At 74.4% G+C, this 21503-nt stretch carries 15 protein-coding genes; 3 read left to right on the top strand and 12 right to left on the bottom strand.

The features are described from left to right. Positions 1 to 84: 84 nt before the first annotated feature. Positions 85 to 723 carry a transglycosylase family protein gene (locus ACFVSN_RS19490; RefSeq protein WP_387600002.1) on the top strand — a complete coding sequence of 213 codons (639 nt, stop codon included), beginning with the start codon at positions 85 to 87 and terminating at the stop codon, positions 721 to 723. A 58-nt stretch (positions 724 to 781) separates the two neighbouring features. On the opposite strand, the gene ACFVSN_RS19495 is transcribed toward ACFVSN_RS19490, so the two are convergent. From ACFVSN_RS19495 to ACFVSN_RS19510, 4 genes are all read right to left on the bottom strand, one after another. Continuing rightward, a complete protein-coding gene (locus tag ACFVSN_RS19495; protein ID WP_387956283.1) occupies positions 782 to 1543 on the bottom strand; it encodes a class I SAM-dependent methyltransferase in 762 nt (253 codons plus the stop codon). A 138-nt stretch (positions 1544 to 1681) separates the two neighbouring features. Continuing rightward, positions 1682 to 3580 (bottom strand): amino acid transporter, encoded by a 1899-nt coding sequence (locus tag ACFVSN_RS19500; protein ID WP_380500153.1) that lies wholly within the window; start codon positions 3578 to 3580, stop codon positions 1682 to 1684. A gap of 299 nt (positions 3581 to 3879) precedes the next feature. Next, on the bottom strand, positions 3880 to 5436 hold the full coding sequence (locus tag ACFVSN_RS19505) for a multicopper oxidase family protein (RefSeq protein WP_387956284.1): 1557 nt from the start codon (positions 5434 to 5436) through the stop codon (positions 3880 to 3882). Between the two features lie 61 nt (positions 5437 to 5497). Beyond that, the gene (locus ACFVSN_RS19510; RefSeq protein WP_380436603.1) at positions 5498 to 5902 is read right to left on the bottom strand and encodes a DUF6153 family protein; all 405 of its coding nucleotides are present in this window, start codon (positions 5900 to 5902) and stop codon (positions 5498 to 5500) included. 183 nt (positions 5903 to 6085) lie between these two features. Between ACFVSN_RS19510 and ACFVSN_RS19515 the strand changes: the two genes are divergently transcribed. Continuing rightward, positions 6086 to 9127, top strand: a complete 3042-nt coding sequence (locus ACFVSN_RS19515) for a hypothetical protein (RefSeq protein WP_387956285.1) — start codon at positions 6086 to 6088, stop codon at positions 9125 to 9127. A 112-nt stretch (positions 9128 to 9239) separates the two neighbouring features. Then, complete coding sequence (locus ACFVSN_RS19520) at positions 9240 to 9641, top strand: YccF domain-containing protein (RefSeq protein WP_380436608.1); 402 nt, start codon at positions 9240 to 9242, stop codon at positions 9639 to 9641. A gap of 57 nt (positions 9642 to 9698) precedes the next feature. On the opposite strand, the gene ACFVSN_RS19525 is transcribed toward ACFVSN_RS19520, so the two are convergent. The 8 genes from ACFVSN_RS19525 to ACFVSN_RS19560 form a co-directional block, all read right to left on the bottom strand. Then, positions 9699 to 11330, bottom strand: coding sequence for an AMP-binding protein (locus tag ACFVSN_RS19525; RefSeq protein ID WP_387956286.1), 1632 nt, complete (start codon positions 11328 to 11330; stop codon positions 9699 to 9701). A gap of 148 nt (positions 11331 to 11478) precedes the next feature. Next, positions 11479 to 11718 (bottom strand): chaplin, encoded by a 240-nt coding sequence (locus ACFVSN_RS19530; RefSeq protein ID WP_380436612.1) that lies wholly within the window; start codon positions 11716 to 11718, stop codon positions 11479 to 11481. 96 nt (positions 11719 to 11814) lie between these two features. Beyond that, a complete protein-coding gene (locus tag ACFVSN_RS19535) occupies positions 11815 to 12432 on the bottom strand; it encodes a 2'-5' RNA ligase family protein (RefSeq protein ID WP_387956287.1) in 618 nt (205 codons plus the stop codon). 9 nt (positions 12433 to 12441) lie between these two features. Further along, positions 12442 to 12726, bottom strand: coding sequence for a hypothetical protein (locus tag ACFVSN_RS19540; RefSeq protein ID WP_380498893.1), 285 nt, complete (start codon positions 12724 to 12726; stop codon positions 12442 to 12444). After that, positions 12723 to 15281: an Hsp70 family protein gene (locus ACFVSN_RS19545; protein WP_380436618.1), complete on the bottom strand. Its 2559-nt coding sequence runs from the start codon at positions 15279 to 15281 to the stop codon at positions 12723 to 12725. The genes ACFVSN_RS19540 and ACFVSN_RS19545 overlap by 4 nt, the downstream gene beginning before the upstream one ends. Before the next feature lie 11 nt (positions 15282 to 15292). Beyond that, positions 15293 to 16156, bottom strand: coding sequence for a nucleotide exchange factor GrpE (gene grpE / locus ACFVSN_RS19550; protein ID WP_387956288.1), 864 nt, complete (start codon positions 16154 to 16156; stop codon positions 15293 to 15295). Continuing rightward, entirely contained in the window at positions 16153 to 16578 is a 426-nt protein-coding gene (locus ACFVSN_RS19555) for a hypothetical protein (protein WP_387956289.1), read from the bottom strand. The genes grpE and ACFVSN_RS19555 overlap by 4 nt, the downstream gene beginning before the upstream one ends. Before the next feature lie 58 nt (positions 16579 to 16636). Further along, positions 16637 to 21355, bottom strand: a complete 4719-nt coding sequence (locus ACFVSN_RS19560; protein ID WP_387956290.1) for a hypothetical protein — start codon at positions 21353 to 21355, stop codon at positions 16637 to 16639. Positions 21356 to 21503: the final 148 nt, after the last annotated feature.

Genomic DNA, 21503 nt, shown 5'->3' on the forward strand with positions numbered 1-21503 from the left:
CCGTCCGCCCCACCCGGCGTGCGTCGGTGGACATGCGCCGCCTCCGGACGGCGTACGCCCTGTCCCCGGACCTGAGAGCCGCCCATGCCTCCCACCGCCCGTCTCCGCAGCCTCGTCCCCACCGCCCTCTGCGCCCTGGCCGTCGCCCTCGCGGCCCCCGCGGCGCAGGCCGCACCCCCGGGCGGCGGCCACGGGGCCGACCCCGTCGGGAGGTACGACTGGGAGAACGTGGCGGACTGCGAGAGCAGCCACGACTGGCACATCAACTCCGGCAACGGCTACTTCGGCGGCCTCCAGTTCGACAACCCCACCTGGCGCGAGAACGGCGGCCTCGCCTACGCCCCGCGCGCCGACCTCGCCACCCGCGAGGAGCAGATCGCCGTCGCCACCGTGCTCGCCGAGCGCCGCGGCCTGAGCCCCTGGCCGGTCTGCGGCGCCCGCGCGACCCGCGACCACGACCGGACCCGGGACCACGACCGCGATCGGGAGCGGGACCGCGATCGGGAGCACGCCCGCGGCACCGCCCTGCCGCCGCCGGCCGCCCCGGCCACCGCGCTCGCCGGCGGTGAGCGGCGGGTCGGCCAGGACGACACCCTGTTCGGCCTCGCGGACACCCTCCGCCTCCCCGGCGGCTGGCCCGCCCTCTACGAGGCCAACCGTGACGTCGTGGGCGACGACCCCGACCTCATCCAGCCCGGCATGGTCCTGCGCCTGCCGTCCTGAGCCCGGCCGGACCCGCCGCCGCCCACGCCCCCGCCAGTGGGGAGCGTGGGCGGTGTCGTCACGCGGGCTCCGCCACGAGGACGTGCAGCCCCCGCGCCCCCACCTCGCTGTGCCGGACGGCCAGGCCCGCCGCCGCGCACTGCTCCTCGACCCACTCCGGTGAGAGCCGCAGCTTCGGGTAGCTGCTGACCTCCTGCGTCCACGTCCCGCCGCTGCGGGTGTGGACCAGGTCGTGCACCAGCGCGGTGTCCTCGTCCGGGTACTCCAGCACGCAGGTCATGATCCGGTCCTCGGTGGCCCGCACCGGGAGGAAGCGGTCGGTGCCGGTGAGCGGGCGGGTCAGGTCCCGGAAGGACAGCACGAGCCGCCCGCCCGGCGCGAGCGCGCGCGCCGCGTCCCCCAGCAGCGCGACGACGTCCTGCCGCGCCGGGAGGTGCGTGAGCGTGTCCCCCATGCACACCACCGCGGCCATCGTGCCCGGCGCGGTGTGTGCCGGCAGGGCGCCCCGCAGGTCCGCCAGGACCGGCCGGACGATGTCCGCGTGCCCGGCCTTCGCCGCCAGTTCCGTCAGTTCGTCGAGCAGCCGCGCGCTCGTGTCGACGGCGAGGACCGTCTCGTAGCCCAGCGCGGCGAGGGCGAGGCTCTGCGGCCCCGGCCCGGCCCCGAGGTCCACGGCGAGCCGGCCGGGGCCGTCCGCACTCACGCCGAGCCCGGCGAGCAGCTCGGCCTGGGCCGCGGCGAGGGCCGGGACGTCACCGCCGAGCATCCAGGTGTAGTGCGCGGCGAGGAGCCGGTCGTAATGCTCGGGTGCGGTGTTCATGGCGGTACCTTCCGTCCGAAGTTCCTGTCCCTGACGGCATGTTAGGAACTCCTGATCCCGGCGAACCGGGCGCCCCCGGGAAAGCGGTCGGCCCGCCCGGTCACCAGGACCGGACGGGCCGACGGACGGCGGGGCGCGTTACCCGACGTGGACGCGCGGGCGGCGCGTGCGGTCCGGCTCCGCCTCGCGCAGCACCTCGCGGGTGACCGGGGCCACCTCGCCCTGGCCGAACAGGAAGAACCGCAGGAACTGGGCGAACGGGTTGCCCTCGGTCCACTCGAAGTACAGGTGCGGCCGCTGGCCCGTGCGGTCCCGGACGGTGAGCGCCAGCGCGGCGATCGCGTTCGGGACGCTGGAGCTCTCCAGCGTCAGCACCCGGTAGCGCCCGTGCAGCACCTCGCCGCGGACGGTGAGCTCGGACTCGAAGTCCGAGGCGTCGCGGACCGTCACCTCGACGAAGACCAGGTCGTCCTCGCCCGGGATGTCGTTGTCGGCGCGGATCTGGCGGATCTTGTCGCGGTACTCGGCGACGTCCCGGTGGGTCGGCTCGTTGGCGATCAGGCGCAGCGGGCGGTGCGCGTAGTCGCGGATGAAGCGCTCGGCGACGTCGTCCAGGGTCACGTCGGTGACGCGCAGCTCGAAGGCCCGCTTGAGCCGGGAGAGCAGCGACACCAGGATGATGCCGGCGATGAAGCAGGCACCGATCTTGACGCCGTCCGGGCGCTCCATCGTGTTGATCACGGTGGTGTACAGGAACACGGCCGAGATGATCCCGAAGGCCGTGGTCCAGCCGCGCTGGCGCTTCTTGTAGGCGGCGATGGTCACGGCGATGGCCGCCGAGCTGATCAGCACGAGCACGCCGGTCGCGTAGGCGCCGCCCTGGGCGTCGACGTTGGCGTCGAACAGCCAGGTGATCAGGAAGCCGACGAGGGTGAGGACGATCACCATCGGACGGACGGCGCGCGCCCAGTGCGGGGCCATGCCGTAGCGCGGCAGGTAGCGGGGCAGCAGGTTCAGCATGCCCGCCATGGCGGAGGCGCCGGCGAACCACAGGATCGCGATCGTCGACAGGTCGTAGACGCTGCCGAAGGCGCCGCCCAGGTACTGGTGCGCGAGGAAGGCGAGGGCGCGGCCGTTGGCCTCGCCGCCGGCCTCGAACTCCTTGGCCGGGATGAGCAGCGTGCAGATGAAGCTGGTGGCGATCAGGAAGGTGCTCATGATCACGGCGGCGGTGGTCAGCAGCTTGCGGGTGCCGCGGATGCGGCCGGCCGGGTTCGCCTCGGTGTCGCCCGCGTCGCCCTCGATGTGCGGCATGACGGCGACGCCGGTCTCGAACCCGGACATGCCGAGCGCGAGCTTGGGGAACACGACCAGCGCGACGCCGATCATGACGAAGATGTTGCCGTGCTGGACGGTCAGCGCGTTGGACCAGTCGGTGACGACGTGCGGAGCCTGGATGATCTTCCAGATGCCGACCGCGACGACCACGACGTTGAGCGCCAGGTAGACCACGACCAGGCCGACGGCCAGGCCGATCGCCTCGCCGAAGCCCTTCAGGAACACCGCGCCGAGCAGCGCGACCAGGATCAGCGTGATCAGCATCTGCTTGCCGCCGAGGACGCTGTTCAGGTGCGGGTTCTCGACCAGGTGCGCGCTGGCGTCGGCGGCCGAGAGCGTGATCGTGATGATGAAGTCCGTCGCCGCGAAGCCGAGCAGGGCGAGCACGAAGAGCTTGCCCTTCCAGAACGACAGCAGCCGCTCCAGCATCGCGATCGAGCCCTCGCCGCGCGGGCTCTCCTGGGCCACCCGCCGGTAGACCGGCAGCGCGCCCAGCAGGGTCACGATCACCAGCACGATCGTGGCGATCGGCGACAGCAGGCCGGCCGCGAGGGCGGCGATGCCCGGCTGGTAGCCGAGCGTCGAGAAGTAGTCCAGGCCGGTCAGGCACATCACGCGCCACCAGCGCTGGCCCTGGTGGCCGCCGTGCGCTTCGCCGCCGTCCTGCCCGCTCTGGTCACCCTGCGTGTCCTTGGCCACGGACGCGTCGGCCAGCAGCCAACTGCGGAGGCGTATTCGCGCCGACGGCGCGGCCACCTCCGGGGACGCCGCCACCTGCGCCGTCCCCGTCTCCGTCGAACCCGACGAAACCACCTTGCACCTCTTGTTCAAGACCCCGTAAAAGCGCCGTCGGGCGACGGCAGTGCGCCAGGCTATGCGACCGGCGTTAAGGAGTCGTCATCGGCCCGCGTTAAGAAAACGTCATGGTGGTGGACGTCTTGGAGCCGTCGGGGGCGCGCCGGGCCGGGGGCGCGCCCCCGGCCCGGCACCGGCAGGCGTTACGCCTGGTAACCGAGGACCGTCATCATGCCCGTCTCGGCGTGGTAGACGTTGTGGCAGTGGACCATCCACAGGCCCGGATTGTCGGCGTCGAAGTCGACGGCGAGCGTCGTGCCGGGCAGCACGATCGCGGTGTCCTTGCGCGGGCCGCCGCCCGCCGCTCCGACGAGCGCGAAGGTGTGCCCGTGCAGGTGGACCGGGTGCCACATGTCCGTCGAGTTCCGGAACTCCAGCCGCACCCGCTCCCCCGCCGCCACCGGGTGGCGCTGCGAGGGGTCGTACCTGCGGCCGTCGAAGGCCCAGTCGGCCTTCGCCATGCCTCCGGTCAGCTCCAGCCGCACCGTCCGGTCCGGCGCCTTGGCGGGCAGCCGGACGCCCGCGGCCGCCGTGAGCTGCGCGGCGGTCACCAGCCGGCCGTCCAGCTCGGCCGGGCGCACCGAGGCGTCGGGCGCGGCGCCGCCGCCGGTGCGCAGCAGCGCGAGCGCGGAGGCGCCCTTGCCCTCGGCGAGGGCGGTGAGGGGGAAGACGCCGTCCTTGACGGTCACCAGGACGTCGTAGCGCTCGCCCATGCCGAGCAGGAGCGCCCGGGTGACGGCCGGCTCGACCGGGAAGCCGTCGGTGTGGGTGACGGTCAGCTCGTGGCCGCCGAGGGCGACACGGTAGGCGGTGTCGCCGCCCGCGTTGATCAGCCGGATCCGGACCCGATCGCCCGGCTTGGCGGTGAAGGTCTCGGGCGCGGTCGCGAGGCGGCCGTTGACCAGATGGAACGGGTACGCGACGTCGCCCGCGTCACCGCCGAGGAGGTCGCTGCGGGCTCCCATGAGCATGCGCGAGGGGCCGGCCGTGCCCGCCGCGTCGTGGCCCCCCATGCCGGCCATGTCGTGCCCGCCCATGCCCTTGGACAGTTCGCTCAGGACGGCTTCGGGGGTGCTCCCGTCCACCCCGTCCAGCCAGTCGTCCAGGACGACGACCCACTCCTTGTCGTAGGCCAGCGGCTCCTTCGGGTCGTCGACGATCAGCGGCGCGTACAGCCCGCGGTCCTGCTGGACGCCGGAGTGCGGGTGGAGCCAGTACGTGCCCGGGCGGGTGAGCGCGAAGCGGTAGTCGAACGCGGCCCCGGCCCGGACCGGATCCTGCGTCACCCCCGGGACGCCGTCCATGTCGTTGCGCAGCGCGAGGCCGTGCCAGTGCAGCGAGGTCGGCTGCGGCAGGTGGTTGGCGAGGGTGAGCGCGAGCGTCTCGCCGGCGGTGGCGCGGACCTCGCGGCCGGGCAGCGCGTCGCCGTACGCCCAGCTGCGGACGGTGCGCCCGCCGAGGTCGAGGGTGGTCTCGGTGGCGGTGAGCGCGACCTTGCGCTCCGCACCGGGGTTGCGCCGCGCCTCGGCGGCGGCGACCTCGGGACCGTTCGGACGGACGAAGCCGGCCGGCGCCGGAGCCTGCCCGCCGTGGTCCATGCCCTCCATGCCCTTCATGGAGTCCGAACAGGCGGCCAGGATCCCGGTCCCGGCAGCGGCGAGCGCCGCGCCGAGCACGGCGCGTCGAGAGGGTGTGCGCATGACGAAATGCACCTCGTGTGTAGGTGTGGGTCGGTGGACGTGCGAGGCAACCGCCACACGCCTACTGACGCAGCACCGACACCTCGGCGAGGACCGACCTCCCGCCCCTGGGCGGCGGAAGCGCCCGGACGGCGGCCAGCAGCAACGCCCGCACGGCAGCAGCGGCATCACCGGCCCGCCGCAACACGTACCCCCCGACGGCGAGCAGCACGAGTCCCCAACCGGCCGGCACGGCAAGGCAGACCGCCATCGGGTCCATCCCGCCGGGCATCCCGGGGTCGGCCGTGACGTCGTGCGACCGGTGCGCCTGGACGGCGGCATGCTCCCCGCCGTGCCGTCCTCCATGCCCACCGGTCGGATGCCCGAGCGTGTGCATGGTCAGCACCCCGAACAGCAGGGCGGCGAGCAGAACTCCACGCAGGACCCGCACCATGCCGTCCCGCACCGCCCACCTCCACTCCGCCATTTACCCCCACAGGGTATACCGCATCACCGTGTGACCCGTTGTTCGCACCCGTCCCGCCCCCGGTAGCATCCGGGCCGGGGGAGATCACGCACACCGACGCGCCCGACGGCGCGCAGGTCGGGCTGCCCCGCGGCGGCCCCGTCCGGAGCCACCGGTTCCCGCGACACCCTGGAGCTGCACCCGATGGCCCTGCCACGACACCCGGCGACCCTCCTGCGGCGCGCGGGCCGCAGACTCGGCGCCGCCGCCACCCTGCTCTCCCTGGCCGTGGCGACGGCCGGGCTCGGCGCGGCACCCTCGGCCGCGGCCGCCGCTTCCGCCCCCGTCACCGCCCCCGTCACCGCTCCCGTCCCAGCGAACCTCACCGCCGCCGGCCCGTTCAGGGACTCCTTCCAGCAGGACCCGGCCCTCGACACCGACCCGCTGTACGGCCTGAGCGTGGGCCTCGACCGACGGCAGAACGGCGTCCGGACCGCGTCGTGGACGCGCGTCTCCGGCCGCTGGGACACCACCGCGGCACCGCCGCCCTACTACGTGCAGACGAGCCACCCCGCCCAGCCGAACCGCATGGTGTTCTCGCTCGGCGTCTCGGCCGTCATGCTCGGCGCCCCGGCCGTGGCCGACCAGGACGGCCGGTTCACCGTGTCCACGGTCGTCGACCCCGTCGTCGGCGACACCGCGAGCGCCGACTGGGCCTCGATCGTGCTCAGCCGCAGCCACCGCGCCACCGGCTACGTGACCAATTCCGACGTCGACCTCGGCTTCATCGTCTCCTCCTCCGGCAAGCTCTCGCTCTTCCACGGCGGGGGCGGCGAAACCCCGTTCTGGACGGGCACGGTGCCGGCCGCCGACAAGTACGCCGTCTCGCTGACCGTCTCCAGCGGCGCCGACCGGGCGCTCGCCCTGACCGTCAACGGCACCGTCTTCCCGGTCACGGCACCGGCCGGCGTCAACCGCTGGCCGAGCAGCGCGTTCCTCTACCTCGGGGCGTACCTGTCCGACCGGAACTCGGTGACCACCTTCGGCGACGGCGCCGGCACCGGCGTGAACGTCAGCCGGATCGACGCGAGCGCCACGGCGGGCGCCAAACCGTTCGTCGACACCTTCGACGGCTCCCCCGCCGGCGGCGACCACGGCCTCAACGACGACCTGAGCGCCCGTCAGCCGACCGTCGTCAGCGCCAACTACACTGCGGTGTCCGGCGTTCAGGGCCTCGCCGCCTCTCCGCCGACGGGCTCGGTGCGGGTCAACGACCCCGTCGCCCCGAACGCGCTCTCCTTCCCGCAGGGCACGGCCGCCGTACGGCTCGACAAGCCCGCCACGGCCGACCTTTCGGGCACCTACACCGTCCACGCGCGCCTCACCCCGGCCGTCGGATCGACCGGCGGGACGGACGCGGCCTCGCTCCTCGTGAGCAACGGCTCGGGCAGCACCGGCGCCGTCGACGCCCGCGACGTGGCCCTGGGCCTCCAGGTCCAGGCCGGCGGCGCACTGACGCTCTACCAGGGCGGCCGGCAACTCCCGCTCACCGTCGGCTCGGTGACCCCGGCGTCGGACACCTACGACGTCTCGCTCGCGCTCGCAGCCGGAACGGCCGGGCAGGCGACCGTCACCGTCAACGGCACCACGGTGTTCGCCGGCCCCACCCCGGCCGTGCTCCCCCGCGACGGCTACGTGTACCTCGGCTCGCGGCGCACCACCCCCGGGGCCGTCGGCACGGCCGACGACCTGCGCGTCACCATGCTCGGCGGGCTCGACTACTACGGCTACTTCGACATCATGGACCCGCGCGACAACATCGACCACAGCCCCGAAGTGGCGCCGTGGACGAACATGAACAACTACATCGGCCAGGACCTCGCCAACCCCCGCTACTCGGGCTTCCTCGACTACTGCGCACCGGCCTCCTGCGTCCTCGACGTCTACAGCGTCGTCACGCTGAAGGACGCCCAGGGCAACATCACCGGGCCCGACCCGAACGCGGCGGCCAACCTCTCCGCGCTCCGCGGGCGGATCGGCTCCAACCTCGACAAGATCTCCATGATCTACCTGCTCGACGAGCCGTACTACCACGGCTTCACGCCCGACCAGGTACAGACCGAAGCCGACCAGGTCCGGACCGCCTTCCCCGACAAGCCGATCGCCTACACCACCGACGCCTACAACCTCACCCGGCCCGTCCCGCGCGCGGCCGACTTCGTCGGCTTCGACCACTACTGCGCCGGACGCGGCCGCCTCCAGCAGGAACTCGCCACCCTCCAGGGCGCCCTCGCCTCGCCCGACCAGCACCTCGTGCTCTTCCCCGAGTCCTTCATCACCGGCCTCGACCACCCGAACGGCTGCGAGAACTCCACCGACGCGGCCCTCGCCGCCGACAACGCCGACTACCGCGCGATGGCCGCCCAGAACCCGCGGATCGTCTACCTCCAGAACTTCCGCTGGCTCGACTCGAAGCAGCCCGGCACGATGCCGCTGACCACCGCGCGCCAGCAGGCCATCGGCAAGGCCGTCATCAACGCCACCCCGGCCGGCCCGGCGACCGGCGTCGGCGTCTACCGCACCGGTGACCGCACCGTCAGCGAGAACAGCCACAACGACACCCTCCTCGGCGTCGGCCCGGTGGCCGGCCTCGTCACCGGGCCCGACGACGTCGTGCTGACCGGCCACTGGAACGGCCCCGGCACCGACACGGTCGCCGTCTACCACCGCGACACCGCGACCTTCGTCCTCACCGACGACAACGCCACCCCGGCCGCCACCGTCCGCTTCGGCGTCACCGGCGACATCCCCCTGGTCGGCGACTGGAGCGGCCGGGGCCGCACCACCGTCGGCGTCTACCGCCCGAGCGACCAGAACTTCTACCTCAGCGACGACAACGCCACCCCCACGTACACCATCAAGTACGGCAACCCCGGCTGGACCCCGCTGGTCGGCAACTGGAGCGGCACCGGCACCACCACCATCGGCGCCTACGACCCCACCACCCAGATGTTCTACCTGCGCGACTCCAACACCCCCGGCGACGCCGACCACCGCTTCAAGTTCGGCAACCCCGGCGACACCCCCGTCAAGGGCGACTGGGACGGCACCGGGATCGACACCGTCGGCATCTACCGCTCCACCGACCGCTCCTTCTACGCCTCGGCCAACGAGGGCACCGTCATCCCCTACGCCGTCGTCTTCGGCAACCCCGGCGACATCCCCCTGACGGGCAACTGGGGCTGACCCCCCGACCCGGAACGGCCCCTGAGACACACCCCCTAAGGGCGTAGACACGGGAGCCGGCGGGCATCGCTGGTCGTAGGGTCCAACCGCCGCTCGTGAGAAGGTGCCAACCGTGAAGGTTATCGATCTCGTTCTCAATATCCTCTGGTTGATCTTCTGCGGCATCTGGATGGCGATCGGCTACGTCATCGCCGGAATCATCTGCTGCGTACTGATCATCACCATCCCGTTCGGCATTGCCTCGTTCCGCATCGCCGGCTACGTGCTGTGGCCGTTCGGGCGGACGGCGGTCGAGCGGCGGGACGCCGGGGCGGCGTCCTGTGTCGGGAACGTGATCTGGCTGGTGTTCGCCGGGTGGTGGCTGGCCCTCGGGCACCTGATCACCAGCATCCCGCTGTTCCTGTCGATCATCGGGATCCCCTTCGGGTGGGCCAACCTCAAGATGATCCCGATCTCCCTCACCCCGCTCGGGCGCGAGATCGTGTCGACGGACCAGCGCTTCGCCGGCTGGTAGGGGAACGGGCGCGCGACGGCCGACGAGGAGTGAAATCCTCGTCGGCCGTCGGCGTTCCTACAGGTCCAGGATGCCGATGGCCATGTCGCGCATCTCGACCTTGCGGATCTTGCCGGTGACGGTCATCGGGAACTCGTCGACGACGTGGACGTAGCGCGGGATCTTGAAGTGGGCGAGCCGGCCGGTGCAGTAGGCGCGGACGGCTTCGGGGGTGAGGGGTGCGGCGCCCTCGCGCATGCGGATCCAGGCCATCAGCTCCTCGCCGTACTTGGGGTCGGGGACGCCGATCACCTGGACGTCGAGGATGTCGGGGTGGGTGTAGAGGAACTCCTCGATCTCGCGCGGGTAGAGGTTCTCGCCGCCGCGGATGACCATGTCCTTGATGCGGCCGGTGATGGCGAGGTAGCCGTCCTCGTCCATGACGGCGAGGTCGCCGGTGTGCATCCAGCGCGCGGCGTCGACGGCCTCCGCGGTGCGCTCGGGCTCGCCCCAGTAGCCGAGCATGACGGAGTAGCCGCGCGTGCAGAGCTCGCCGGGTTCGCCGCGCGGGACGGTGCGGCCGGTGGCGGGGTCGATGACCTTGACCTCCAGGTGCGGGCCGACCCGGCCGACGGTGGAGACGCGGCGCTCGACGGAGTCGTCGGTGCGGGTCTGGGTGGAGACGGGCGAGGTCTCCGTCATGCCGTAGCAGATGGAGACCTCGGCCATGCCCATCCGGTCGATGACGTCCTTCATGACCTCGGTCGGGCAGGGGGCGCCGGCCATGATGCCGGTGCGCAGGCTGGAGAGGTCGTGGCGTTCGAAGTCCGGGTCGGCGAGCTCGGCGATGAACATCGTGGGCACCCCGTAGAGGGAGGTGCAGCGCTCGGCGGCGACGGCGGCGAGGGTGGCGCCGGGCTCGAAGGAGGGGGCCGGAATGACCGTGCAGGCGCCGTGGGAGGTGGCGGCGAGGTTGCCCATGACCATGCCGAAGCAGTGGTAGAAGGGCACCGGGATGCAGATCCGGTCCTGCTCGGTGTAGTCGAGCAACTCGCCCACGAAGTAACCGTTGTTGAGGATGTTGTGGTGCGACAGGGTCGCGCCCTTGGGGAAGCCGGTCGTGCCGGAGGTGTACTGGATGTTGATCGGGTCGTCCGGCGCCAGTTCGGCCCCGCGGACGGCGAGGGGCTCGGGGTCGGCCCGGCGGCCGACGGTCAGCAGGTCGTCCCAGGCCGCACTGCCGATCAGGACGACGCGCTCCAATTCCGGACAGCGCGGCCGGACTTCGTCGATCATCGCCGCGTAGTCCGAGGCCTTGAAGGACGGCGCCGCCACCAGCAGCCGGATCCCGGCCTGGTTGAGCACGTACTCCAACTCGTGCGAGCGGTAGGCCGGGTTGACCGTCACCAGGATCGCGCCGAGCTTGGCGGTGGCGTACTGGGTGAGCGTCCACTCGGCGCAGTTGGGGGCCCAGATGCCGACCCGGTCGCCCTTGGCGATGCCGAGGGCGAGCAGGCCGAGGGCCAGCGCGTCGACGTCGGCGGCGAGTTCGGCGTACGTCCAGCGGCGGGCGGTGGCGCGGTCCACCACGGCGTCGCGCCCGGGGAAGGCGCGGACCGCGCGATCGAGGTTCTCGCCGATCGTGTCGCCGAGCAGCGGCACGTCCGCGGTGCCGGATGAGTAGCTGCGACTGGTCGACGTGGTCCGCACGTGCTGCCTCCTGGCTGGGGATCGCGAGGGTCGGGGACCATGGTCCCGATCCCGCACCCCCGGCGCCACCCCCGAACGGGGGTACGGCCCCGGCCCGGACACGGCGAAGGGCCGCCCGCCGGAGTCGGCGGACGGCCCAGGGCCGTCGTCAGGCGTTGATGCAGGTGTTGCCGAACGCCGGGTTCAGGATCGAGACCACGCCGATCGAGTTGCCACAGACGTTGGCCTCGACGTTCACCGGGATCTGGATCTGGTTGCCGGACAGCACACCCGGCGAGCCGAACGCGACACCGTTGGCGGTGGCGTCGCCGGCCGCGGCGGTGCCGGCCCCGGCCAGGACGCACATCGCGGCGAGGGCGGTGGCGGCGAGGGTGGTGCGAATACGCATTGCGTCACTCCTTGTGAGGGTGGCGAAAAACCGTGTGACGATCACACTCGCCCCCGATCTCACTCGATCCGGTGCCCGAAATGCCGGTATTGCTCGCTACGACGGCGTGTCGTCCGACCACGTTACGTCACCGCTGCCCAGGGCCACGGAGGCGCGCGGGAGCATCGGCCCGTCGCCCCGCCGGGACAGCACCGTCAGCGTGCCGACCTGCGCGGACAGGCTGCCGAGCCGGGCCGCGCACTCGGCGGCGAGCTCCTTCGGGTGCTGCGTGCGGCCGAGCGACAGGTGCGGCGTGAAGCCGCCGGCGCGGCCGCGGCAGCGCGGGAAGCGCTCCAGGAGGTCCGCGTACAGCCGGACCCAGGGGGCAGGCCCGGCGGCGGCCGGATCGAGCCAGACGGTCGCGTACGCGCGGTGCCGGAAGCTGCGCACCCCGCTCAGGCGGACCGGGAACGGCGGGGTGCGCGCCACGGCGGCGGAGAGCAGCGGGACCGCGCGGGCGAATTCACTCTCCGGGACGAATCCGAAGAGCACGTTGACGTGCGGCGGCCAGCGCCGGACCTGCGGGTCGTGCACCAGCCGGATCGCCTGGACGGCCGGCCACAGCCCGGGCGGCGGCAGCCAGGCGACGGCCGTGCGCGGCGTCGGCGGGAGGTCCAGGACGGCAGGACGGACGACGGCCCGGCCCGCCGCCCCGTCGTCCGTCCTGCCGTCCATGGGGCCAGGCTACGGACCCAGCCGCGCCTCCACCGCGTCCAGCAGCTCCCGGGCCGGGTGCAGGCCCGGCTCGGCCCGCAAGGCCCGGCGCAGGAGCACGCGCGCCGTCGGGTCGTCGCCCCCGCGGACGGCGTCGAGCGCCTCGTTGTAGTCGATCCGGCCCGCGTAGCGCAGCCGGACCAGGGCGACCAGGTCCTCCCGGCAGGACGGGCAGCGCAGGCTCTCCGGATCCGCCGGGACGGCGCACTGCGGGCAGGGCACCTCGATCGGCGGGACGGCGTCGTCGGGGTTCATCGGGGACCGGCCTCCTCGGGGCGCACCGGGCCGAGCGACTCCGGCGTCGGGTCGTTGCCCAGCTCCCGCTGCGCCTGGGCGTACAGCACCAGGAGCGCGGAGTTGTGCCGGTTGGCGGCCTCCATGTTGGCGGACTCCACGGCCGCGTCCAGGCCGCGCAGCTCGGCGATGATCTGCTGGGCGAGGCCGGGCGAGACCAGGTTCTGGCTCACGTAGACGTTGCACATGGTGAGCATGCGGAAGGTGTGGCCGAGCGAGTCGCACAGCTCGTCGGCGCGCTGGGCGGCGCGCATCGCGCCCTCCCAGTCGGCCGCCTCGCGGCGCAGCCGCAGGTCGGCGGCGACCGAGCGCAGGCGGTCGAGGTCGCTCGGGTCGAGGTGCTTCTCGCAGTAGTGGATGAACAGGCTCAGGTACGCCTCCGAACCGCGCACCCAGCGCTGGGCCTTGAGCTGGCGCTGGGCCCGCTCCAGGGCCTCGTCGACCGACTGGCCGCGGGTCTGGCCGGCCGCGAGGTCGTCGAGGGTGTCCATGAGGCGCTGGGCCTCGCGGAGTTCGGCCTCGGTGAGCTCGCCGCCCCAGCGGTCGGTGAAGGTCTCGATCTGCCGCTGCTGCTCCTCCACCTGGACCTTCAACTCGGGGTCGAGGGTGACCCGTTCGAGTTTGACGGTCTTCTCGCCGCCGCCCTGGATGCGCACCGACAGGGTGATGGTGCGGTCCCGGTCGAGGCCGAAGGAGACCGCCACGGGGGTGCGGCCGCCGAGGCCGGCGGGCAGGCGCAGGGTGAGGTGGCCGATCAGCTCGTTCTGCTGGGCGATCTCGTGTTCGCCCTCGTAGACGGCGACTTCGAGGCGCTGGCGGCCGCTGCCGGAGACGACGAACTCCCGGCTGACCGGCGAACTGGTCGGGTAGCTGGTGTTCTTGGGGATGATGACGGCGAGCCGGCCGTCGTTGAGCTCGATGCCGAGGTTCTTCGGGGTGATGTCGAACGGGTTGGTGACCTGCATCAACTCGCCGCAGCCCGTGCAGACTTCGCTGCCGGGCCGGTTGACCACCCCGCAGGAGGCGCAGCGCAGGCCGACGTCCTCGGCGGCGCTGGAGGCGACCCTGGTCTGCCCGGGGGCGGCCGAGTTGAGCGGTTCGCCGCACAGTTCGCAGGCGGTGACGCCGGGGGCGGCCGGGGTGCCGCAGCGCGGGCAGTTGTCGCTGTGGGCGACGGTGGGCGCCTGGGACGGGGGCGTCACGGCGCCCGAACCGTCCAGCGCCTGGCTGCACTTGGGGCAGGCGGCGGCCTCGGCGTCGACCGGGACGTGACAGGTGGGGCAGGACACCCGGGGGCCGCCGAGCAGCGAGGTGGCGCAGTTGGCGCAGGCCGAGGCGGAGAGGTCGCCGGGCGCCCGACACTCGGGGCACTCGACCTCGCCGACCAGCGCGGACTGCACGGCCGCGCCGAGCGCGACGCACTGCATCGGGTTGACGCCGCGGCGGATCCGGCGCGGCCCGAAGACCTCGCCCAGGCGCCGCGCCACCAGCGGGATCGCGGTGGAGCCGCCGACCAGCACGACCTCGTCGATGTCCCCGACGGTGAGGTTGGCCTGCATGATGGCCTTGTGGGTCAGCTCGATGGTGCGCTCGATGTGGCCCTCGATGAGCTCCTCGAAGCGGGTGCGCTCGAACTCCGTCTCCAGCACCAGCTGGCCGGCGCCGAGGCCGGGGAGGATGACCTCGGAGGACTCCTGGTGGGAGAGCTCGATCTTGACCGTCTCGGCGGTGGAGGCGATCTTCGGGCGGTCGCGCAGGTCGGGCTGGTAGTCCGAGCCGTACTCCTCGCGGATGTCGTCGAGCAGCGCGGTGGTGATCGCCCGGTCGAAGTCGTCGCCGCCGAGCAGGTTGTCGCCCTCGATGCCGAGCACCGAGACCGAGCCTGGCACCAGCAGCAGGATCGAGATGTCGAAGGTGCCGCCGCCGAGGTCGTAGACCAGGACGGTGCGGCCCTCGTCGCCGGCCTCCGAGGTGATCCCGTAGGCGAGGGCGGCGGCGGTCGGCTCGTTGATGATCCGCAGCACGTGCAGGCCGGCCAGCCGGCCCGCCTCCTGGGTGGCCGCGACCTGCCGCTCGCCGAAGTACGCCGGGACGGTGATGACGGCCCGGTGGAACGGCTCGCCGAAGCGCTGCTCGGCGTCCTCCTTGAGGCGGTGCAGGATGATCGCGGAGATCTCGATCGGGGTGTAGGAACGGCCGTTGAACCAGACGTTGACGTCGCCGTCGGTGCCGGCCGTGACCTTGTAGTCGACCTCCTTGAGGGCCGCCTGGACCTGCGGGTCCTTGAACTTGCGGCCCATGAAGCGCTTGACCGAGCGGATCACGTTCGCGCCGTCGATCGCGGTGCGGCTGCGCGCGGTGGAGCCGACCAGCAGCTCGCCCTTGCGGCCGGTGCCGACGACGGAGGGCGTGGCCTCCTGGTTCTGCCGGTTGAAGACGATCTCCGGCTCGCCCCGGCGCAGGTGGGCCACCACCGAGTTGGTGGTGCCCAGGTCGATGCCGAGTGTGCGGTACATGGTGTCCCCCTCTAGTTCTTTTTCCGCTTGCGGCGCGTACCGGAGCCCGCACGGGCCCGCCGGGGCCTGGTGGGCGGCGTCTTCGGGCGGCCGGGGCCCGCCGACGCGGCGGGGCCGGGGCCGGGGTCGACGGGGTCGACGGCGTCCTCGGGCTCGACGACGCCCTCCGGCTCGACGGCCTCCTCGGGCTTCGGCTCCGGGGTGAGCACCGCCTCCACGTACCCGGCGCCGAGCACGTACACGGACTCCGGCTCCGGCTCGGACACCGGCGCCGCGACCACGACCTGGGCCCGGCGCAGCACCTCGTCCCCCCAGAAGAACCCGGTGACGACCGTCTGCACGACCGTCTCCGGCGCCACCCCCGGCCGCGGCTCGGTGCCGACGATCTCGGCCAGCACCGGGTCCGCGGTCAGCCCTTCGAGCCGCATCGGCCGCACCCCGGCCCTGGCCAGCCGTCCCAGCAGGCGCCGCCTGGTCGCCTCGATCCCGGCGCCCCGCCCGAGGTGGACGAGCTCCGGGTCGAGGCCGAGCGAGGCGAGCGCGTCGTCCACCTCGACGAGCGCGCCGAGCAGTTCCTGCTGCGCGGCCCGGGCGGCCTGCGCCTCCTCCTCGCGCTTGCGCGTCAGCATCGAGGCGCGGAACAGCAGTTGGGTGAAGCTCTGCCCGAGGTCGAGCGCCCGGGCGCGCTCGGGCACCGGCAGCGGCGCCGGCAGCCGCCCGGGCACGGAGGCCGGGACCGGCGCCGGCGCCGGGGCCGGGGCCGGGGCCGGGGCCGGGGCCTGGTCCGATGCCTGGTCCGATGCCTGGTCCGGTGCCTGGTCCGACGCCGGCAACGGGGCGGACGGTTCGGGGCTCGGGGCGTGGTGGGTGGTCATTCGGGGACCTCGATCTGCGGCAGCACGGACAGGTCGGCGGCGAAGCGGGCGGGGACGGGCGGTTCGGGGGCGGTGCCCGGCGGGGCGGGCTCGGCGAAGTCGGCGGCCAGCTCGTCCCGGTGGAGCGCCAGGAAGGAGGCGGCGGGCGGCGGCTGGGGCCGCTCGACGACGAGCAGCGGGTCGGCGAGGGCCGGCGCCAGCAGCCCGGCGGCGCGGTCGACCGGCTCCGGCGGGAGGGGCTGCTGGAGGTCCAGCTCCAGGCGCTTGTCCGGGTTGCGCAGCAGGGCGGCGGCCTCCTGGACCTGCTGGCGGGTGTGGCGACCGGACTTCGTCGCCGGGCCGACGGCGAGGAGGATCTCGCGCGCACTGGCGCTCGGCGGGACGCCCAGGATCTCGTACGGCGACGGTTCTTCCAGTGGCATGGCGCGGGTTGCTCTCCTTCGGCCGCGGCCCGGGACCGCGGTGTGGACGACGGCCGGGTCAGTACAGCGAGTTGATCTTGCGCTGGAGGGCGCGCAGTTCCGCGTCCTGCGGGTTGTGCTCGACGGCCTGCTTGATCAGCTGCCGGGCCTCCCGGTAGGCGCGGGCGTTGGCCCTGGCCACGGCGTGGGCACTGAGGACGATCCCGAGCTCGGTGTGCAGCTTCGCCGTGTCCTCCGCCGAGCCGGACAGCCCCAGCGCCTCCTCCAGCAGCCGGACGGCCCCGGGGTAGCGCCTCGCCTCGTACTGCTCGACGGCCTCGCTGCGCCACACGCTGACGGCCAGCTTGCGGACGTCGGCGGCCTGGCCGTCGTACTCCATCGCCTTGCGCAGCATCGCGGAGCGCTCGGCGAAGGGGCGGTCCTGGAGGTTGTCCAGCATGTGGTTGGCCAGCATGACGGCGACCCGGCGCGGGGCCTCCGTCTCGGCCCGGCCGGTGAACTCCGGGTCGGCGCGCAGGGCTTCGGTCATCCGGGACACCGCCACCGTGCTGCGGCCGGCCAGCGCCGCGGTGAGCGCGAGGCGGCGCAGCGCGAAGGCGAGGCCGAGCCGGTGGTCCGGGTCGGGGTTGAGGTCGATCAGCTCGCGCCACAGCTCCACGGCCTCTTCCAGCTGGCGGACCGGGGCGTCGGGCTGGGTGAGCTGGTTGGCCCGGTTGCCGAGCGCGGCGGCGAGGAACTGCCGGGCGGTCTGGTCGCCGGGGTTGAGGGTGAGGCTCTTGCGCAGCAGGGTGAGGGCGCGGGGGTAGTCCTTGGTCTCGTTGTTGATCTTCCGGGCCCACTGGGCGTAGGTGGCGCCGAGGTCGCTGCGCACGTCGGCGTGGTCGGGGGCCAGCGCCAGGGCGCGTTCGAGGAGTTCGGCCGCGCCCTGCTGGTCGTCGTCGCTGCTCTTGAGCAGGGCGCGGGCCGCGCGCAGACCGGACTCGGCGGCGATGCCGGGCGCGTCGGAGGGCAGTGCGGCCCCGGGGACGGCGTGGGCGCGGGTGAGGCAGTCGAGGGCCTCGCGCCAGTTCTGGTTGCGGTGGTGCCCGCGGGCCTCGTCGACCAGGGTCGCCACCAGCAGGCCGCGCCAGGCGTCGTCGCGCTGCGCCTCCGGTACGGCGTCCAGCGCCTCGACGGCGGCGGACTGGAAGCCCTGGATCAGGAGGTAGCGCTGCGGGCCGAGGGGTCCGAACAGGTCCAGGGCCTGGTCGAGCGGATGCGACTCAGGGCGGGACGCGCGCTTCCAGCCCTGTACGGCCCGGTCGAACTGCTCGCCCCACCAGGGGAGTTCCGGTGCCGAGCGGAGGAGTCCGGTCAGCGTCGGACCGTGCGCGAGGTGGCCGGCCGTGGCCCGTCCGGGCTGACGGACCGTCAGATCGGCCTGGAAGAAGGCCTCGGCGCAGTGCGACTCCATGGCGAGGCGGAGCGTCCAGCTCGCCGCGTCCTCGCCGGTGCGGCCCTCGGCCTCGTCGAGCGCGCGCAGGTCGACGCGCAACCGCTCGACGAGCGCGGCGCGCGCGGCGGCGACGCGCGCCGGTTCGGCCGGGCGGCCGGTGATCCGGGCGGACTCGGCCCACAGGGCGGGCAGGTGCAGGGCGGCGGCCAGGCAGCCGATCGTCCAGCGCCAGACCTGCGGATCGGCGGTCCCGCCCTCCGGACCGGGCGCGGTCGCCAGGCGGTACCCGGCGAGGCCGAGGGCGTGCAGCAGGCGGGCGTCGGTCGGGTCGGCGAGCAGCAGCGCGTGGTAGGCGTTCCAGGCCTCCCAGCGACGGCCCTCCAGGGCGTGCCGATGGGCCTCGTGCTCGGCCAGCATGCCGAGGGTGGCGGCGGCCTGCGGGTGGCCCGGCGACAGCCGCAGGACCTCGCGGAGGTCACCGGCGGCCGCACCGGGCTCGCCCGCGTCGAGGCGGCCCGCCGCGCGGCGGACCAGCACGGCGGCGCGCTCCCGGGCCGCCGCCTCCGGCAGCTCGGCCAACGCCTCGTCCAGCCGCCCGAGTTCGGCACGCAGCAGGGCGAGGTCGAGCCGGACGGGCGCGGCGGGGGCGCCGTCGCCGAACGCGTCGGCCCAGGCGGCGAGCACCGGCTCGGCCTGCTCGGGCACGCCGGCGCGGCGCGCGCAGTCCAGGACGGCCCGCAGGGCGGGGCCGGCACAGCGGACGCAGCGCGGGGAGGCGGCGTCGGCGGGCCGGTAGAGGTGCGCGTCGCACGCCTCCCGGCCGCAGCCGCCGCACGAGCCGGTGGCGGGGGCCTCGCAGACGGGGCAGTCGGCGGGCGGGGCGGGGACCGGTTCGGACGCAGGTGCAGGCACGGGGGCCGCCGGACCGCCCGCCACCAGGCCGGTGGCGTACGGGTTCGGCGGGCCACCCTGCGTGGGGCCGTCGGCACCGACCGGTCCGGTGACGTACGGGTTCACCGGCCCGCCGGCCACCGGGCCCGTGGCGTACGGGTTCGGCGCAGCACCCTGCGTCGGGCCGTCGGCCCCGACCGGCCCGGTGACGTACGGGTTCACCGGCCCGCCGGCCACCGGGCCCGTGGCGTGCACGGCCGGGACCACGCCCGGAGCGGCGCCCGGGCGCACAGCCGCCGTGGCGCCGTCCGCCGCCGCACCGGTGCACCCGACGCAGCGCGGCACGCCCGCCGTACCGCGCGCCTCGCCCGCCTCGCCCGCGCGGTCGAAGTGCGCGTCGCACGTCTCGCGCCCGCAGCCGCCGCACACACCGGACGCCCTACGCCCGCAGATCGCGCACCCGACGGACGGCACCGCAGGAACGGCACCGGGCGCGGCCGCCCCCGGAACCGCCCGCGGCGGCGGGACCGCACCCGAGGGGGCAGCGGCCGAAGCAGCCCGCGGCGGCGGGACCGCACCCGAACCGGCAGCGGGCACAACGACGCGCGGCGCAGGCGCCGACAGGAAGTGCCGGTGCCACTCCAGCGCCGTCCCCCAGTTCCCGGCGCGCTCCGCGAGGGCCGCGCGCAGGCGGGCGACGGCCGGGTCGCCCGCCGGGTCGGCGTCCAGCGGTGCGAGCAGGGCGACCGTCTGCACCGGGCGGCCGGCCAGGAGCGCCGCGGCGGCCAGGTGGTAGCGGTCGCGCGGGCCCGCGTGGGCGTCGATCAGGCCGGGCAGGGTCTCCGTCGTGCCCCCGGCCAGGGCGAGCGCGGCCCGCAGCCGTCCCTGCCGGGCACCGACCGCGCCCGGGAGGCCGTCCGCGAGGGCGAGTGCCTCGGCCGCGCGCGTCCGCGCCTCGGGGCGGTCGCGGCCCGTGACGAGCAGGTGGGCCGCCTCGCGCAGCGCGGCCTCGCGCAGGGCGGGCCGGTAGCCGGGCGCGTGCGGGTCGTCGTCGGCGGCCCGCTGCCACAGCTCGCGCGCCGCGGTGGGGTCGGTGGCCAGGCTCCGCCGGGCCAGCCGGTCGCGGACGACGGCCAGCCACGTGCGCAGGTCGTCGTCGCGCAGCCGCTCGAAGGCGGTCAGCGCGCTCGTCAGGTCGCCGGAGCGGACGCCGGCGAGGCCGTGGTGGAACGCGGCGATCCGCCCCCACCGGGAGTCGTCGCCCGCCTCGGCGCGCAGCAGCGGCTCGGCCTCGGCGGTCCGTCCGGCGGCGAGCAGGGCGGCGCCGAGCCGGACGCGGGCCGGGCGCCAGCCGGAATCCAGGTCGAGACCGGCGCGGTAGTCGGCGGCGGCCTCCGCGGCGCGGTCGGCCCGCTCGTGGACCAGGGCCAGGCCGAACCTGGCCGGGGCGAAGGCGGGTTGGGCGGCGAGCGCGGCGGTGAACTGCTCCTCGGCCTGGTCGTCGGCGCCGAGCAGCAGCGCGAGGCGGCCGAGCGCGTAGCGGGGGCGGGGGTCCCAGGAGGCCTCGCCGGCGGCGGCCTGGAAGTCGCCCCAGGCGGCCTCGGTCTCACCGAGCCGCTGCCGGGCCAGGCCGCGGAACAGCAGGCTCTCGGCGCGCAGGGCGGGTCCGCGGGACCACCGGTAGGCCTCGCCCGGCGCGCGCCGCAGCGCCTCGTCGAAGGCGGCGACGGCGGGGGCGTCCCGGTGCAGGGCGAAGAGCTGCGCGCCCCAGCGGAACCACAGTTCGCCGCCGCCGCCGCCCGGCGCGGCCGACGCGAGCAGGGCCTCGGCCTCCTCCGCGCGCTCGGTGCCGCGCAGGACGGCCGCCCGGGCCAGCACCGGCCAGTCCCGGCCCGGCAGGGCGGCGAGGGCCTCCGCGGTGGCGCCGTCGCGCTGCTCGGGCGGGCCGTCGTGGCACAGCCGCTGGAGCCAGTCCAGGGCCCGGGCCGCCGCCTGGGCCTCGGCGCCCGGCTCGGCGCCGCCGGCCGTCGCCCGCAGGAAGGCGAGCACCGGCGCGAGGGAGCCGGCCGCAGCCGACATCCGCTCCTCGGCGAGGCGTTGCAGGCTCCAGCGGGGCAATTGCCGGGCCGGGTCGGCGAGCAGCGGGAAGGCCTCGTGGTGCAGGGCCAGGGCGGCCTGCGGGTCACCGATGGCGACCGTGGCCTCGGCCTGGCCGAGCAGGGCGAGGCCGCGCTGCTCCGAGAGCGCCCCGGGCGCCCCGGCGAGCCGGCCGGCCAGCTTCGCGTAACGCCGCCTGGCCTGCTGCGCCTTGCCGGCCGCGAGCCGCTCGGCCGCCCCGGCCAGGGCCTTCGCCACCGCCTGCGGGTCGAGCGCCCGCCGGCGGCGGACCACCAGGACGCCCGCCACAGCGGCCAGTGCCACCACGATCAGCACCACCGCGAGCTGCGCCATGCACCGTCCCCCTGTGCTCCCCGACCGCCCCCATCATGATCAAATAGGCATGTTCGATCATGAGTTGACGCTATTTCATGATGTTGCTCGGCGAGCATCAGGATAGGCCCTCGGCGGGGCCGCCGAACAGGAACGAGCACTATCCTGG

The sequence above is a fragment of the Kitasatospora sp. NPDC057904 genome (assembly GCF_042887925.1).
Taxonomy (GTDB): domain Bacteria; phylum Actinomycetota; class Actinomycetes; order Streptomycetales; family Streptomycetaceae; genus Kitasatospora.

Bases quoted from the DNA above. Each gene is read 5' to 3' on its own strand.
- grpE (WP_387956288.1), bottom strand. From the start codon at position 16,156: ATGACCACCCACCACGCCCCGAGCCCCGAACCGTCCGCCCCGTTGCCG.
- ACFVSN_RS19535 (WP_387956287.1), bottom strand. From the start codon at position 12,432: ATGGACGGCAGGACGGACGACGGGGCGGCGGGCCGGGCCGTCGTCCGT.
- ACFVSN_RS19530 (WP_380436612.1), bottom strand. From the start codon at position 11,718: ATGCGTATTCGCACCACCCTCGCCGCCACCGCCCTCGCCGCGATGTGC.
- ACFVSN_RS19555 (WP_387956289.1), bottom strand. From the start codon at position 16,578: ATGCCACTGGAAGAACCGTCGCCGTACGAGATCCTGGGCGTCCCGCCG.
- ACFVSN_RS19560 (WP_387956290.1), bottom strand. From the start codon at position 21,355: ATGGCGCAGCTCGCGGTGGTGCTGATCGTGGTGGCACTGGCCGCTGTG.
- ACFVSN_RS19505 (WP_387956284.1), bottom strand. From the start codon at position 5,436: ATGCGCACACCCTCTCGACGCGCCGTGCTCGGCGCGGCGCTCGCCGCT.
- ACFVSN_RS19540 (WP_380498893.1), bottom strand. From the start codon at position 12,726: ATGAACCCCGACGACGCCGTCCCGCCGATCGAGGTGCCCTGCCCGCAG.
- ACFVSN_RS19490 (WP_387600002.1), top strand. From the start codon at position 85: ATGCCTCCCACCGCCCGTCTCCGCAGCCTCGTCCCCACCGCCCTCTGC.
- ACFVSN_RS19510 (WP_380436603.1), bottom strand. From the start codon at position 5,902: ATGGCGGAGTGGAGGTGGGCGGTGCGGGACGGCATGGTGCGGGTCCTG.
- ACFVSN_RS19545 (WP_380436618.1), bottom strand. From the start codon at position 15,281: ATGTACCGCACACTCGGCATCGACCTGGGCACCACCAACTCGGTGGTG.
- ACFVSN_RS19515 (WP_387956285.1), top strand. From the start codon at position 6,086: ATGGCCCTGCCACGACACCCGGCGACCCTCCTGCGGCGCGCGGGCCGC.
- ACFVSN_RS19495 (WP_387956283.1), bottom strand. From the start codon at position 1,543: ATGAACACCGCACCCGAGCATTACGACCGGCTCCTCGCCGCGCACTAC.